Source organism: Acinetobacter sp. ANC_7634, from assembly GCF_056779875.1.
In genome coordinates this window covers 181,512-196,919 of record NZ_JBWYIT010000003.1, presented here as the reverse complement: position 1 = coordinate 196,919, position 15,408 = coordinate 181,512, and the positions used below count along the sequence as shown (strand labels likewise).

Sequence of the window (15,408 nt, the reverse complement as noted above, 5' to 3'; positions counted from 1 at the left end):
AATCTATTGCAAAGTGATTATCATTTGTTACAATGCGACACAATTCGAACAAGATCTCTCCACACATTCTTTGGTAATTACACAATGCAAAAGACATTTTTAAAATCTAAGTTAGCGTTTGCTGTCTTAACCACCATGTCGGTTTCAAGTTTTGCACAAGAGCAAATTGGTCAAGATACTAATGCAAAACAAGATACAACTAAGTTAAAAACAATTGTCGTAACTTCAGCGAGTGGTTATGAGCAAAATATAGCGGATGCTGCTGCTACGATTTCAGTGATTACTGCCGAAGAATTAGAAAAAAAATCTTATAGTGATGTAACTGATGCATTGAAAAATGTTCCAGGTGTATTTGTACAAGGCGGTGGAACGAACCAGACGATCTCCATTCGGGGTATGGGATCAGCTTATACCCTATTTTTAGTAGATGGACGTCCAATGAATGATGGTAGTCTTTTAACAACAAATGGGGGGGTTCAAGGAGCATCAGTAAACTTCTTACCGCCAATAGAATCGATTGAACGTATTGAAGTGATTCGAGGCCCGTCATCCTCTCTATATGGTTCTGATGCAATGGGTGGTGTAATTAACATCATTACTAAAAAGCATCAAGATCGTTTGACTGCAAGTATTCGAACAGAATATATCAAAGCTGGTAAATCGAATGACGTTAACAACGACGCAACCAATACCAGCTTGTATGTAAATGCACCATTAATTGATAAGCTTCTTTCGGTTCAAGTTACAGCTGGTCTTCAAACGATTGAAGAAAGTTCATTACAAAAAAATACAGCCGAAACAGGTGAGAGTGAACCAGATTTTCAAAAAACAAATCTAGGTACAAAGTTTGTTTTTACACCAGATGAAAAAAACACACTCACTGCTGAATATGTAAGAACTCAACAAGAGCGTACACACAACCCAGGTAAAAGTTATACCCAGTATGTTTCAGTAACGGGTCCTAAAGTTGATATTGATGGTAAAGATTTCGTTCTATCTAATGGAAATTATTATCCAGCATATAATACGAATAATCGTAATGATGATGGTGAGCTAATCTATCGTTCAGATGTCGTACCGAATACAGGGACTTACTCAGAATTAGAAAAAAATAATTTTAGCCTTACTCATGATGGTGAGTACGACAATCTAAAACTCACTTCTTACTTGCAATATGATAAAGATAAAAATAATGCAATTACAGGGCGTACTGTGGGTAAAGTTCAAAATCCAGGGGGGATTTTATTTGAGACTATCACAGCCAATACCCAAGGAACTTACTTTTTCGAAGATCATAGTCTGACCATTGGCGGGCGATATTTAAAAGAAAATCTTGAGGATGGTACAAGTAACCAAAATGCAGCGATGGCTGGTAAAGTCACTAAAATGGATCGATATCAATGGTCTATTTTTGCAGAAGATACTTGGAATGTCAGTGATAAGTTAGCACTAACCTTAAGTGGTCGTTTCGATGAAAATGAGTTTTTTGGTGATAATTTCAGTCCAAAGGCATATGCAGTTTATAAAGCTACAGACAACGTGACTTTAAAAGGAGGTGTAATTTCAGGCTATAAAGCGCCGAGCTTACGTAATTCTTCTCCAGATTACATGCTGAACTCAATGGGCGGGGCAATTATGCCAAACCCAAATTTAAAGCCAGAAACCAGTTTAACGTATGAAACAGGTTTTGCATTCACTCATCCTGAATTGGGTTTATCTGCAAGTCTTATGGTCTATCAAACTGACTTTAACGATAAAATTACTCGATCTGGTCGTTTAGATGGTAGTCGACTTCCCCCAAAAAATGACGGTGAGCCGCCTTACACTCAATCTGAAATTAATGATTTCGTTAATAGCAGTGCTTTCTATCAGTCCAACCCTAATCTGCCATATAACGCAAATGGTTATACACTCAACTATAACATTGATAAGGCCGAAATTAGAGGGCTTGAACTGACCACAGATTACAACATTACAGATTACTTAAAATATAGACACTCTTATACATTCACAGATAGTGAGCAAAAATCTGGACAGTATGAAGGTAAACCATTGAATAATTTGCCTAAACATATGTTTAATGCAGGCTTGGATTGGGACTTTAATGATCAATTGTATTTATGGACTCAATTGAATTATCGTGGCAAAACAGTGGGTGATACCGATGGAGATAAAACACCAGCTTATACATTTGTAGATGTTGGAGCTGTGTATAAGTATAGTGACCAATTCCAGCTATCTACTGGTGTATATAATGTTGCAAACAAAAATGTACTGAAAGATGGAAATGATTGGGTGCTTGATGGTCGACGTTACAGCTTTGCCTTGAATTATAAGTTTTAATGTCTTGTGCATGGAGTGAGAGCGAGAATCTCACTCCAAGCTTTGAATAGTCGAGTTTAGAAGGAAAATAATGAAGCGCGTCGATGGCTATGTGGTTGACACTATCTATCCTATGTTTTTTTATCCAGAGATGCAGCCAATTTGGTTGAGTACAATCAGCCAATTTCAAGGTTATATAGCGCCAGATATATCTCAAAATTTTCGATATTTAGAGTTAGGTTGTGGTTGTGGTCTTAACTTGATTGTGGCAGCAATTGCAAATCCGTACGCTGAGTTTGTCGGAGTGGATTTTAATGACAAACACATACAACGAGCTACAGAGCTTGCTCAATTCTTACAGTTAAGCAATATAAGATTCTTAAATATAGACTTTGAAAAATTTAACAAAAATAATAATGAAGTGTTTGATTTCATTGTCTGTCATGGAGTGTATTCTTGGGTTTCTGAACACAATCAATATTTTATTAGGCAGATTCTAGATAAATCTTTAAAGGACCAAGGACTATTCTATTTACACTATATGTGCTTTCCTGGATCCGCTACTTTACAGCCTATTCAAAAAATCTTTAACTTGGTTGATAAAAATACGTCTCAGCAATCTGCTCAAAGTATTGAATTGTCTACAGCACTAGTGAGTGAATTAAATCGGAGAGGCGCTTTTATTGGATATGACAAAATACAAGGAATTGTGAATACATTAAAAAATGATACCAATTATCTCGCTCACGAACTTTTAACTGATTATTGGCAACCCCTTTATAGTGTAGATGTACATGAGATTTTAAAGATCGAAGCTGATCTATCATATATTGGGAGTGCAGTTCCAACTGAAAACTTAGATTCGCTTAGCATTCCAATCGACTTGCAACAGTTGATATCAGATGTGAATATTTCGAATACAAAAGAGTATCTAAAAGATATTGCTCGGGATTCAAAGCAACGTATGGATTTGTTTCAAAAAAAATCAGTGAATTACCGTTTTGAAGACCATTTAGGAATTTTACATAAGATTAGATTAGATCTTATTCTTAACAATCAGCGATTGGATAATATTAATTTAAAAACATCAATTGGCCCAATTCAAGCTCCGAAGGAGGTGATCAGTGCCATTATTGAAAGTTTAAGAACTGGTTCTAAAACTTTTCAACAGTTACATCACCTTCCTTGTTTTCAGCAAAATTTAAAACTACTTGTTGAGAGTATATTTTTATTGATGAATTGCCATTATATCTATCCTATAAGCGAGCATAGAGAATCAAAGGACGTACGTAAAATAGAACGTCTCAATTCATGGCTGAGTGAGCATCAAATTCAGATTCAAATACCGACGACATATTTCTAATAAACCGCTCTAAGGAGCGGTTTTATAATTAAGATGTGAGAATACTTAGTGCTGGTTCAGAATAGTAGAATTTTTCAAGATATACACGTGCACGTTGTTTAAGGTGTTCACTAGAAATCATATGCTTAATTACGGGGCAGAGTAGAGCACTTAATTCATTTTGAACAAGGCTTTCGTTGATATTGATATCTTGCATGATCAGATCAAAAGAGCGGTCTTGATTATGGCAATACCACGTGTAAATACCATCGTGTACTTGTTGCTTTAAATATTCAGTTTGACGGAGGTTGTCCCAAATATCATGTCCCATTGCCACAGTATTTGGTAGATCATTGATTTCAACATAGTTTTTAACAGCAGAGAGTGGGACTTGCTTTATTTTGTGCCAAAGATTGGCTTGGAAGTGGTATAGCTTATTGTCATCAAAGTGTTGGTTAATCACTTGTTCGCTAATTTGACTGATCTTGATAATATTTTTTTGAAGATAATGTTTGACCGTATCATCAAGATTGGAATCAGTGACACTTTCAAGAACTGATTTCCCCATTTTCATAAAGCGGCCGACACCGGGTACTTTTTTATTCATCACTGAATTATCAATATAATCCTGAATAGAATGATGGATTAACTCGGTGAGCATGCTCGAAAATGCGGGATTGTTCACAATACGTTTAATTAGAGCTTGGCGGTGAGCACTTTTAGATGAAATATAAAGTGCAATTCGATCAATGGTGTGAACCGAGATAATATCTTCGATTTGAGTCGTTTCATTAAGCGGGTGAACTAACGCAAATCGAATATGCTCCGCAATCTGTTGAACGAGAGAATCAGTTGTAGGTGTATTTAGAATTTGTTTTTGAAGCAGTGCACTAATCGCCTCGAAAGACCAAATTTGCTTTAAAGGTTGTTTTCTAAACCATTGATAAAAATATAAAAATTCATTTTCAATGGTGTCATCTTGAGAAAATTCATGATCAAGAAATGCCAAATGTGCCTCAATCAACTGTTCGATTTTAGGATTTTTTTCCATGAAAATTCTCAATATCCTTAATTTGATGATGACGTTTTAACGGTATTCATCTTATTTAAAAAACTTAAGTAATGTTGCGCCACAAGATCAGGTGTTTCTACGATAGGTGTATGACCAATTTGATCTAATAAAATAGGGGGATGTGCTTTTTTTAAGGCGGTCCCTAATTCATGTGCAACTTCAACATTTACTATCTGATCTTGTTTTCCCCACAAAATCAATGTTTCAACCTCAATATTTTTTAACAATTGAGCAAATGATTCAACGGTGTACTGTTGATTGAGTTTTACAAGCTGATGAATCAGCTCAGATGTATCCGCCGCGCGTTGAATAAGTGCTTGCTCTTGTTGTTTCTTGATTAAACTGGGTATGAAGGGAGCTTTATGCATGACTCTCCTAGAAACATAATTCAAGTCTCCAGGTTGTGAGATTAAAAGCTGCTTTAAATAAATTGGGTTATTGAGGAAGAATGTTTTGTTGCTTCTGAATAATCCACCGGCACTGATCAGAAATAAACTTTTCATTTCTTGAGGATATTTAGCAGCATACATCAGTCCGATTGATCCACCGACAGAGTGACCCGCTAGATTAAGCTGGTTTTCAATGCGTAATGCTTCTGCAAAACGACGTAACTGTTCAGTCAGATGAGGAAGTGATAAGTCAAACCCCTTAGGCGTTAGCGTTTGTCCACTTCCAGGCAAGTCAACAATAATGACACGATATTGCTGTGTGAGATTCCGAGCGACATGATTCCAACTGTCTCGATTCATGCCTATACCATGAATGAGCAATAAGGCAGGTCGATCAGCAGGACCACCTTCGCTATAAGACCACACAACATCTCCGACGCGAATCGTTTTATTGGATAATCCTGACCAAGCACGTTCTTCATTTAAAACTTTTTGATAGTCGATAAATTCAACAGTATTTGCTCGGGTAGATGAGGTACCGAGGCTGAGCATTAACGCGAGTAAAATGGAAAATAAATGTTGATGCTTTAATATGGGTAAAGGAAGATGAACAAACATGCAGGTGAAATCCCTTAAAACAGGGCGACATTATAATCAAGTGACTTTTATAAAGTAGTAGTTAAAAGTAAAAAAATAAATCCTATTTTTGTGATAATTGGTTCTCGATTTAAATAAGTTTTACTTCATAAACATAAATTTAAGCGCTGAATCAGCTGCTAAAGTGATTCAGTAAGGAATGATCATAATCATCAGATTTGAAGAAATTGAAGATATTTTTAGCAATTAACAAAAATTGTAACAGAGTTTAAATTTTGTCAGTGACAATCAAAAAGCACAGTATTAAAATTACTTCAAACCTTGATAAACCATGGATACAAGATGCTAACTGCACAAGAAGCTTTAGAACGTTTAAAAATTGGTAATCAACGTTTTGTTGAAGGTCAAACCAAGCATCAACGATTATTGACGCATCATGAGCGCGCTCAGATGGCTGAAACTCAAGAGCCATTTGCGATTGTATTAGGATGTTCTGATTCACGTGTTCCAGCTGAAATGGTTTTTGATCAGGGCTTAGGTGATTTATTTGTTATTCGTGTAGCAGGTAATATCGTAGCTCCATCTCAAGTTGGAAGTGTGGAGTTTGCAGCCGAAAGTTTTAATTGTCCTTTAGTGATTGTATTGGGTCATACACATTGCGGCGCAATCGACTCAACGATTGAAGCATTACGTAATCCTCAACAACCGCCATCTGTTAATTTGATGTCTATTGTCAATCGCGTACGTCCATCAGTCGAAATTTTAATGCAAACTGAGTTAAAAGATGATTTGAAAAAGCTTTCAGTACACGCGGTTCGCTCAAATGTTTTTGCTTCAGTTAACCAGTTGCGCCATGGTTCTGCGGTGTTGGAAAACTTGATTGCACAAGGTAAATTAAAAGTTGTAGGTGCAGAATACTCACTTGAAACAGGTGAAGTTACATTCTTTGACTTCTAATATCAGCATTTTAAAAAAGCCAGCTTAAGCTGGCTTTTTTATTGATTGGGATTTATGGATCTCTATGTCTATAACTTTATAGAGCGCCTTTAATGTAAGGATATGCATTATTTAAGAGTTTAGGTTGAGCTTGTTCATTAGGATGAATCAGATCTTTTTGCATGAGTTTATTATTTCCAGCAACACCTTCTAGAAAAAAAGGGAGCAACTTCACATTAAATTGCTGGCTCACAACCCTATAATTATTTTCAAAGGATTTGCTATAGGCTGAGCCGTAATTTGGAGGAATCTTCATGCCAAACATAAGGACTTTGGCATTAGATTTTTGGCTCAATTGAACTAATCGAGTTAGGTTTTGTTGAATCATTTTTGGAGGTTGACCTCGTAAACCGTCATTACCTCCCAATTCAATTACGACAATATCTGGTTTGTGTGTTTGAAGCAATTTGGGCAAACGTGCTAATGCACCACTGGTTGTTTCACCGCTGACACTTGCATTGACCACTCGATGTTGTTTCGGATACTGTTGATCAAGACGTTTTTGTAAAAGATTGACCCAACCTTTCTCGGTAGGCACGCCGTAACCAGCACTTAAACTATCACCAAGAATAAGGATAGTTTTTGCAAAGCTATTGATCGGTAAAAGAAACAGACAACTGCAGATAAATAAAAAGGCAGTTTTTCTCAACGTAACAATATTTAAACTTTGACTGATTTGCATAAAGGCTTTCTATGGTTCGTAATGACTCAACTTCTTCAATCATGCCACAAGCGTTAATTTCTGCACAGCAATTGACACAAACGATACAGATCCAACAAAAAAAGTTGACGATTTTTGAGAATCTAAATCTACAAATTTATCCTGGCGAGCAAGTCGCAATCACAGGCAGATCGGGTTCTGGAAAATCTACACTGTTGGGAATTCTGGCGACATTAGATCAGCCAAGTTCAGGAACATTGTCGATTAATGGTATAGCAGTTGAGCAATTAAGCGAAGAGCAACGCGCTCAAATTAGACTTGAAAATATTGGTTTTGTATTTCAATCCTTTCAGCTTTTACCTTCTTTATCTGCGCTTGAAAATGTCATGTTACCGCTGAGAATTCAAAAGAATTTTGATTATGCCAAAGCAGAACAACAAGCCCTTTATTGGTTGAACAAAGTGGGTTTAGATCGTCAAAGTACTCAAACACCTAAAGTACTGTCTGGGGGAGAACAACAACGTGTAGCAATTGCACGCGCTTTAATTGCTGAGCCCAAAATTGTATTTGCGGATGAACCAACGGGAAATTTAGATGGGACGACAGCCCAGGAGATAGAACAGCTTTTATTTGATTTGAATCGGGAGCTGGGCACTACATTGGTTTTAGTCACCCATGATCAACAGCTAGCACAAAAATGTGAGACGCATTATGAATTGATCAATGGTCAATTACAAAAAGTACAAGGTGCTTCAAGATCTGGAGAGCGTGTATGAGTGCGCTATTTAAACCTTTGTTGAAGCAAAGTTTTGCTAGTACAGGGATTTATTTGCTCATTTTTGCATTGAGTCTCGCGATTAGTGCGACAACCGCTTTAAAGTTCAGTAATGATCAGATTCAACAAGCTGTTTCATTGCAGGCTGCTAAGCTTCAAGCTGCAGATCTAGTGTTAAGTGATCAATATCCGCTCGATGAAAAATTTAAAAAGAAGGCAAGTCAACTCAATCTACAACAGTCCCTAGTGACGGTTTTTGGCTCAATGGCACATACTGATGAACAATTTGTCATGGTGAATGTCAAAGCGATTGAGTCCAATTTTCCGCTACGTGGTGAACTCATTATTCAACCTGATCAGACTGCTATTCGGTCAGAAGAGGTATGGCTGAGTCAACGTGCTTTAGATTTATTAAATGTCAAAATAGGGGAGAGGGTTCAAATCGCAGATGCGAGTTTTACAGTCACAGGAGTCATTGAAAAGGATTCTAACCAAGAACTCGGATTTTCAGCCTTTTCACCTACAGTGATCATTTCACAATCTGATGTTGCGGCAACCAATGCGATTCAGCCTGGAAGTCGTATCGAATATCGTCTGCTTATGTCTGGTGAGCCGAATAGACTTAATGAGTTTACGGCTTATTTTGATCAGCTCTATCCTAAAAAAATGATTGAACCAAATGCAGATGATCAGCAAGCAATGGAAACCCAAAGCTCAATTCGCTTGAGAACTGCGGATGAGGCGAATACCCGCTTGATGCGTCCAATTGAAAATCTAGATACTTTTTTACAGCTTGCAAACATTCTTACAATTTTACTGTGCGGTATTGCAATTGCGTTGACCAGTCAACGGTACGTTCAACAAAATCAAGATCATGTTGCTTTAATGAGATGTATGGGGGCTGCAAAGTTCCAAATTCTTAAGAACTATATTGCATTGCTTATGATTGCCGTCGCAATTGCGATGTTCATCGGTACTGGGTTAGGGATTGGTCTAGGCTATATTTTATTGCAGTTTATGTTGCAATTAATTCCGCATTTAGACATCCAATTTAGCTTGTTTGATTTGGTTTTGGGTCCTTTGCCGATTGCAATATTCACCAGTGTCATTGTGATGTTTGGATTTATTGTCCCAAGTTTGATGCAGCTCTTAAATACGCCTCCAATTCGTGTTATCCGTGAGGATGTTAAATCTACGCGTTCTCTCTTGACCTTATTGGGAGCGGGAGCTGTAAGTCTTATTTTATTTTGTATTTTGCTCACTCAAAATATACAGCTCTCATTGCTCGTTATCGGTACGATCCTCGCATTGTGTGCAAGTATGTTCAGCATAGTTTGGTTGCTATTAAAGATGATCAAATCTTTGAAAAATAGATGGTCAGCCTATGTACGTGTACCTAATCAAACAGCATTTCAAATTACTGCACTTGCATTAGGTCTGAGCCTGATTACAGTTCTTGTAGTATTAAGGACGGATCTATTAGATCGTTGGCAGCAACAGTTACCTGAAGGTACGCCAAATCAATTTATTTATGGTCTTCCTCCATTTGAAGTTGAGCAATTTAAAGCTCAGATCGAAAAAGAAGGTTGGCCAAGTACACCCTTGTATACGAATATCCGCGGACGCCTAATTAAACATAATGGTCAGCCATTTTCGGAATCATTAAGAGCGCAAAATAACTCACTCAGACGAGAGTTGAATTTGACTCAAGCTCAAGGCTATCCAGAAGATAATGTCATTGTCAGTGGGCAGCCACAATTGCAGCAGGTGGGAGATGTTTCTGTTGAAGCAAATCTTGCTGAAGAGTTAGGGATAAAAGTGGGTGATCAACTCAGCTTTAGCTTGCCAGAAGGTGAACTTCAAGCCAAAGTTGTAAATTTAAGAACAGTCGAGTGGGAAAGCTTCAGTCCAAATTTTTTCTTCATTTTTGCACCGAATACGATGGATGAAAATGCTGGAAGTTATTTAGGAAGTTTTTTTGTACCTCAAGATGAAAAATCCAAGTTGGTCAATCTGATTCAGCAGTTCGCAAATACTGTATTTATCGATGTTTCCTTAACTTTAGAGGAAATTAAAAACTTAGTATCTGTTCTGGTTCAGATTATTACCATTCTTGCGCTTCTCGTCAGTGTTTCAGGTTTTTTGGTGTTGATTGCTTGCATTAATTTATTGATGGATGAGCGAAAGCGAGAAGTCGCGATTTTAAGATCATTTGGCAGCTCAAAATCCAATTTGAAAAATATGCTGAGTTTAGAAATTGGATTTATCGGCTTTATGGCTGGCTTAGTATCGTGTTTTTTTGCTGAGGTCATCAGTGCGATCGCCAGTTATAAAATGGATCTCGCAATACAACCGCATTGGGAAATCTGGGTGATTCTACCTATGAGCATGATGATCTTATGTGCGCTGATTGGTCGTTATCGTTTAAGCTACTTAACTGAGATTCCTCCATTAAAAAGCTTGCGCGAACTCAATCAATCATAAAATTTATGAGGTCTAAAAAATGCAATTGGAATTAATACGCCAATTGCATTTTCATTTGCTGCAACATTTCAGCCCAAATGGGTTGTATTCCGCTCACTAAGCCTAAGTTATATTGATACATGAGCCAACATAAGAAGATGCCTAGAGGAAGTACCACGATGGTGGTGGTGAAGCCTAGTCTAGATCGTTGACCGATGTACCAACATAAAGCCATGACTGCACCCATCAACATTCCACCAATATGCGCTGCATTATTTATTCCAGGGATCATGAATCCCATACCAATATTTAATGCCAAGATGATCAGCAACGATTTACGATCAAAGAGAAATTGTTGTTGTGGTAAAGGGGGAAAAAGAGATAAGAGCGTTAAAGCACCACCTAAACCCATAACGGCACCTGATGCACCTGCGGATACACGTGGAAATAAATCATGGTTGACATGCTCCAATAACTCGTAACTATTCCGAATATCAATCAGTCCACTGATCAAGCTTCCCATAATGCCTGCTAATAGATACAAGCCTAAAAAATAAACGTGTCCAAGTGTTTTCTCAGCGACATTGCCAAAGATATACAATGCCCACATATTGAGCATTAAATGAATAAGACCAAAATGAAAAAATGTACTGCTGAAGATTCGGAGGGGTTCCTCTAAATAAGTCAGCGGTGCATAATCAGCACCCCAGCGCAAAGCATCTATTGTTGCTGGGTTTGATATATCCACCCCGCTAAAGATTTGCCAGATAAAAAGTCCAACATTCAGTGTAATGATTAAAAACGTAATCTGACTTAAGGGTAGACTTGATTGGCTTTGAAATTGGGGTGGTTGCATTTCAGTCATGTCATTGTATTCTGTGATAATGATATGGATTAAGGTCAAGCATGTACTACGCTAACAAAAGGAGCAACACACTGACATGAAAGCATTTATTGTTCGAACTTTATTGGTCATTGTCAGTATCATCCTTGTAATTCAACTATGGATTTTTTCAAGTCTTGCATGGTGGAGAACCAATGCTGTTGATACAACGATGCTCATGCGTTGGACATATTGGACCGACAGTTCGAAGCCTATTCAGCATCAATGGCGTGATTATGAGAATATCAGTGATCATCTGAAACGTGCGATTATTGCAGCTGAAGATGCTAAATTTATGCAACATCATGGCTTTGATTTTGACGGCATAAAACATGCTTTGGAAAGAAATAAAGAAAAAGAACAAGTGGTTGCGGGTGGATCTACCATTTCCCAACAATTATCCAAAAATCTATTTTTATTTAATAAGCGTTCTTTTTTACGTAAAGGACAAGAGGCGGTCGCTACTGTCATGATGGAGCGTATGTGGTCAAAACAACGCATTCTTGAGGTATACATGAACTCCATTGAATTTGGAGATCATATTTTTGGTGTGGAAGCTGCAGCACGTCATTATTTTGGAAAATCGGCAAGCAGTCTAACACGTGAGCAAGCCGCATTTTTGGCAGCGATCTTGCCGAATCCGCGTTATTATCAACACCACCGTCAAGATCGTAAACTCAAAAATAAACAGCGAATTATTTTGCGTTACATGAATGCTTCAAGAATTCCGTGAAATGTAATTGTCTAAAAAACTTTCGTGAGATCAAAAATGCACAGTGATCATGTGCATTTTTTATGAAATTGTCATAAATTTGAAGCATACTTAAGACAGATCTTTAGCATGCAGGTTTTGTGGTATGAATACCGCGATGACAAATACTCCAACTGAATATACTTATAATGAACGATATATCAATCGTGAACTTTCAATTTTAGATTTTCATCTTCGTGTTTTAGAACAAGCGGTTGATCCATTGCATCCATTGCTTGAGCGAATGAATTTCTTATTGATTTTTTCAAGAAATATGGACGAATTCTTTGAAATTCGTGTTGCGGGTGTTATGGAGCAATTGGAGCTCGGTAATGAAAGCCGTAGTCCAGATGGGTTAACACCAAAGCAAGTTCTTGAGAAAATTTCACAGACTGCGCATGCTGCAATAGAGCGTCAATATCGTATTTTGAATGATGAAATTTTTCCAAAATTACGTGAAGAAGATATCTGCTTCTTACGTCGTGGAGAGTTGACACCTGCTCAATCCCAATGGATTAAAAAATATTTTCAGGAACAAGTTGCGCCAGTACTTACTCCAATTAGTTTAGATCCAGCACATCCATTCCCGCGTTTAGTCAACAAATCACTCAACTTTATCGTCACGCTTGAAGGCAAAGATGCTTTTGGACGACAGATTGATTTAGCCGTTGTCCCTGCGCCACGTTCTTTACCACGTGTGGTTCGTTTACCTGACGAGTTAACCGATGGTAAAGAACACCACGTGATGCTGTCAGCGATTATTCATGAGCATGTCTCTGATTTATTCCCAGGAATGACTGCGACAGGTTGCTATCAATTCCGTGTGACGCGAAATGCGGATTTAGCCCTTAATGAAGATGTCGAAGATTTGGCAAAAGCATTAAAAGGGGAGTTAAACTCTCGTCGATTTGGACGTGCTGTCCGTTTAGAAGTGACAGAAAATTGCCCAAAACATATTTATGATTACCTTCTCAACGAATTCGACTTGCATGAAGAACAATTATATAAAGTTGATGGACCTGTGAACTTGGCACGTTTAGTGTCTAATTTTAAACGTCCGCATTTGAGATATGACTCACATACGCCGGTCATTCCTAAAGTATTAAAGAAGTCTGAAAATGTTTTTTCTGCGATGAAGAAACAGGACATTCTTTTACATCATCCATTCGAATCATTTGCTCCAGTTATTAATTTATTACGTGAGGCAGCACGAGATCCACAAGTTTTAGCGATTAAGCAAACATTATATCGAAGTGGGCCTGATTCTGAGATTGTTCAAGTGTTGGCTGAAGCTGCACGTAATGGTAAAGAAGTCACAGCTGTCATTGAACTTCGAGCGCGATTCGATGAAGAGTCAAATATTGCGGTAGCAAATGTTTTGCAAGAGGCTGGTGCTGTGGTGGTTTATGGCATCGTAGGCTATAAAACACATGCAAAAATGATTCTCGTTGTGCGCCGTGAAAATAATAAATTGGTTCGTTATGTGCACTTAGGTACAGGGAATTATCATGCAACCAATGCCCGGATCTATACCGATTACGGATTGATGACAACGGACAAAGAGCTTTGTGAAGATGTGCATCGTATATTCCAAGAGTTGACTGGAATGGGCAAAATGGCAAAATTGAAGAAATTACTTCATGCGCCATTTACGTTGCATACACAGTTAATTAGTTATATTGATGAAGAGATTGCTCACGCCAAAGCGGGTAAGCCAGCTCAGATTATTGTGAAAGTGAATGCGCTGACTGAAGTGCAACTGATTAATAAACTTTATGAAGCATCACAAGCTGGTGTGCAGATTGATTTAATCATACGTTCAATTTGTTGTTTAAGACCAGGTTTGCCAGGGCTTTCTGAGAATATCCGTGTGCGCTCTATCGTTGGACGATTCTTAGAGCACACACGTGTGTATTATTTTGGAAATGCAGGGCAACCACGACTGTATTGTTCAAGCGCAGACTGGATGGATCGTAATTTATTTAATCGTGTTGAAGTTTGTTTCCCTGTTGAGGATCCAACTTTGAGAAAGCACATTTATCAACATGGTTTATTGAATTATATGAAAGATAATCAACAAGCTTGGTTGTTAAATGGTGATGGAACTTGGTCACGTGCGCAATGCGATGAAGGTGAGACTCCTCATAATGCGCAACATAAATTGCTTGAACTCTTTAAATCTTAAATGATTTTTATAAAAAAAGGAGCCAAATGGCTCCTTTTTTGTGATGACTTATTAGCAAATATCAGCAGTAATGCGCTGTAGAATTTGTAAAAGGACATCAAATTCGCTTTGCAATGGCGTACTTTTACGCGTCACTAATGACAGAATGCGTGAAGGGGCATTCTCAATTGGTCGGATCACCAATTGATCATTATTTTTCAGCATATGTGTATTTACCGCAATCTGAGGTAGTAATGTAAAGCCCAGATTAGAACTCACCATTTCAACCAAGGTTGGTAATGAGCTCGCTTTAAGGCGATGATCATTCTTGCGTTCACCGATAGGGCATACACTTAAAGTATGGTCTCTTAAGCAATGACCTTCTTCAAGCAACATGAGGTGTGTCAAATCAAGGTCTTCTAGAGATTTAGCTTGCGCCGTTTTGTGGTCAGCTTTGTTTGCAACTAAGTACAAACTCTCTTTCGCAACTTCAGCGACTTTTAAGCCACGTGTGTCGAATGGGAGCGCTAACATGATCATGTCTAAATTGCCATGTTCTAGCTTTTCAACCAAATGTTCACTCTGTGCTTCATGAAGATGTAGTTGAATTTTAGGCAGCTCTTTATGAACTTCTTCTAACAATTGCGACAAAATAAATGGTGCAATCGTTGGAATAATTCCTAAATGAAGATCACCAGTAAGTGGTTCGCTCATCTCACGGCTCAGTCGCATGAGATCTTGAGCATCAGCAAGAAGGACACGTGCTCGTGCAACCACTTGCTCACCGAGAGGGGTTAAACGTACATTTTGGCGATCACGTTCAACGAGAACGCCACCCAATAAACGCTCGAGCTCCATAATCCCGCCAGAAAGCGTAGACTGAGTAACGAATGAGCGACGTGCTGCTTCTGTAAAATGCAACGTCTCAGACAGAGTCACGAGATATGACAGCTGTCTTAGGGATGGTAATGCAGCCATAGTGTCCTAGTGTTT

Annotated in this window: 12 protein-coding genes; 7 read left to right on the top strand and 5 right to left on the bottom strand. The window is 38.1% G+C overall.

What is annotated here, in order from left to right; translation table 11 throughout:
- Nucleotides 1-84: 84 nt before the first annotated feature.
- Nucleotides 85-2,343 carry a TonB-dependent receptor domain-containing protein gene (locus AC1M9A_RS05935; protein ID WP_481608769.1) on the top strand — a complete coding sequence of 753 codons (2,259 nt, stop codon included), beginning with the start codon at nucleotides 85-87 and terminating at the stop codon, nucleotides 2,341-2,343.
- 91 nt (nucleotides 2,344-2,434) lie between these two features.
- Nucleotides 2,435-3,685, top strand: coding sequence for a class I SAM-dependent methyltransferase (locus AC1M9A_RS05930; protein ID WP_481609837.1), 1,251 nt, complete (start codon nucleotides 2,435-2,437; stop codon nucleotides 3,683-3,685).
- 28 nt (nucleotides 3,686-3,713) lie between these two features.
- Here the strand turns inward: AC1M9A_RS05930 and AC1M9A_RS05925 are convergent, their stop codons facing one another.
- Both AC1M9A_RS05925 and AC1M9A_RS05920 read right to left on the bottom strand, forming a co-directional pair.
- Complete coding sequence (locus tag AC1M9A_RS05925; RefSeq protein WP_481609836.1) at nucleotides 3,714-4,715, bottom strand: hypothetical protein; 1,002 nt, start codon at nucleotides 4,713-4,715, stop codon at nucleotides 3,714-3,716.
- A 17-nt stretch (nucleotides 4,716-4,732) separates the two neighbouring features.
- Entirely contained in the window at nucleotides 4,733-5,743 is a 1,011-nt protein-coding gene (locus AC1M9A_RS05920) for an alpha/beta fold hydrolase (protein ID WP_481609835.1), read from the bottom strand.
- Nucleotides 5,744-6,064: 321 nt separating this feature from the next.
- On the opposite strand from AC1M9A_RS05920, the gene AC1M9A_RS05915 reads away from it, so the two are divergent.
- Nucleotides 6,065-6,679 (top strand): carbonic anhydrase, encoded by a 615-nt coding sequence (locus tag AC1M9A_RS05915; protein WP_035266649.1) that lies wholly within the window; start codon nucleotides 6,065-6,067, stop codon nucleotides 6,677-6,679.
- Nucleotides 6,680-6,755: 76 nt separating this feature from the next.
- Here the strand turns inward: AC1M9A_RS05915 and AC1M9A_RS05910 are convergent, their stop codons facing one another.
- Nucleotides 6,756-7,400 carry an arylesterase gene (locus AC1M9A_RS05910; protein ID WP_092766885.1) on the bottom strand — a complete coding sequence of 215 codons (645 nt, stop codon included), beginning with the start codon at nucleotides 7,398-7,400 and terminating at the stop codon, nucleotides 6,756-6,758.
- A gap of 41 nt (nucleotides 7,401-7,441) precedes the next feature.
- On the opposite strand from AC1M9A_RS05910, the gene AC1M9A_RS05905 reads away from it, so the two are divergent.
- Both AC1M9A_RS05905 and AC1M9A_RS05900 read left to right on the top strand, forming a co-directional pair.
- Nucleotides 7,442-8,155, top strand: coding sequence for an ABC transporter ATP-binding protein (locus tag AC1M9A_RS05905; RefSeq protein ID WP_416224319.1), 714 nt, complete (start codon nucleotides 7,442-7,444; stop codon nucleotides 8,153-8,155).
- Nucleotides 8,152-10,638 carry an ABC transporter permease gene (locus AC1M9A_RS05900; RefSeq protein ID WP_481609834.1) on the top strand — a complete coding sequence of 829 codons (2,487 nt, stop codon included), beginning with the start codon at nucleotides 8,152-8,154 and terminating at the stop codon, nucleotides 10,636-10,638. The genes AC1M9A_RS05905 and AC1M9A_RS05900 overlap by 4 nt, the downstream gene beginning before the upstream one ends.
- 31 nt (nucleotides 10,639-10,669) lie before the next feature.
- Here AC1M9A_RS05900 and AC1M9A_RS05895 read toward each other — a convergent pair whose 3' ends face one another.
- Complete coding sequence (locus AC1M9A_RS05895; protein WP_481609833.1) at nucleotides 10,670-11,482, bottom strand: rhomboid family intramembrane serine protease; 813 nt, start codon at nucleotides 11,480-11,482, stop codon at nucleotides 10,670-10,672.
- A 76-nt stretch (nucleotides 11,483-11,558) separates the two neighbouring features.
- On the opposite strand from AC1M9A_RS05895, the gene mtgA reads away from it, so the two are divergent.
- Both mtgA and ppk1 read left to right on the top strand, forming a co-directional pair.
- Entirely contained in the window at nucleotides 11,559-12,233 is a 675-nt protein-coding gene (mtgA, locus tag AC1M9A_RS05890) for a monofunctional biosynthetic peptidoglycan transglycosylase (RefSeq protein ID WP_035266660.1), read from the top strand.
- 124 nt (nucleotides 12,234-12,357) lie between these two features.
- Nucleotides 12,358-14,436 (top strand): polyphosphate kinase 1, encoded by a 2,079-nt coding sequence (gene ppk1, locus AC1M9A_RS05885; RefSeq protein WP_035266707.1) that lies wholly within the window; start codon nucleotides 12,358-12,360, stop codon nucleotides 14,434-14,436.
- Nucleotides 14,437-14,487: 51 nt separating this feature from the next.
- Here ppk1 and oxyR read toward each other — a convergent pair whose 3' ends face one another.
- A complete protein-coding gene (oxyR, locus tag AC1M9A_RS05880; protein WP_035266662.1) occupies nucleotides 14,488-15,393 on the bottom strand; it encodes a LysR family transcriptional regulator OxyR in 906 nt (301 codons plus the stop codon).
- Nucleotides 15,394-15,408: the final 15 nt, after the last annotated feature.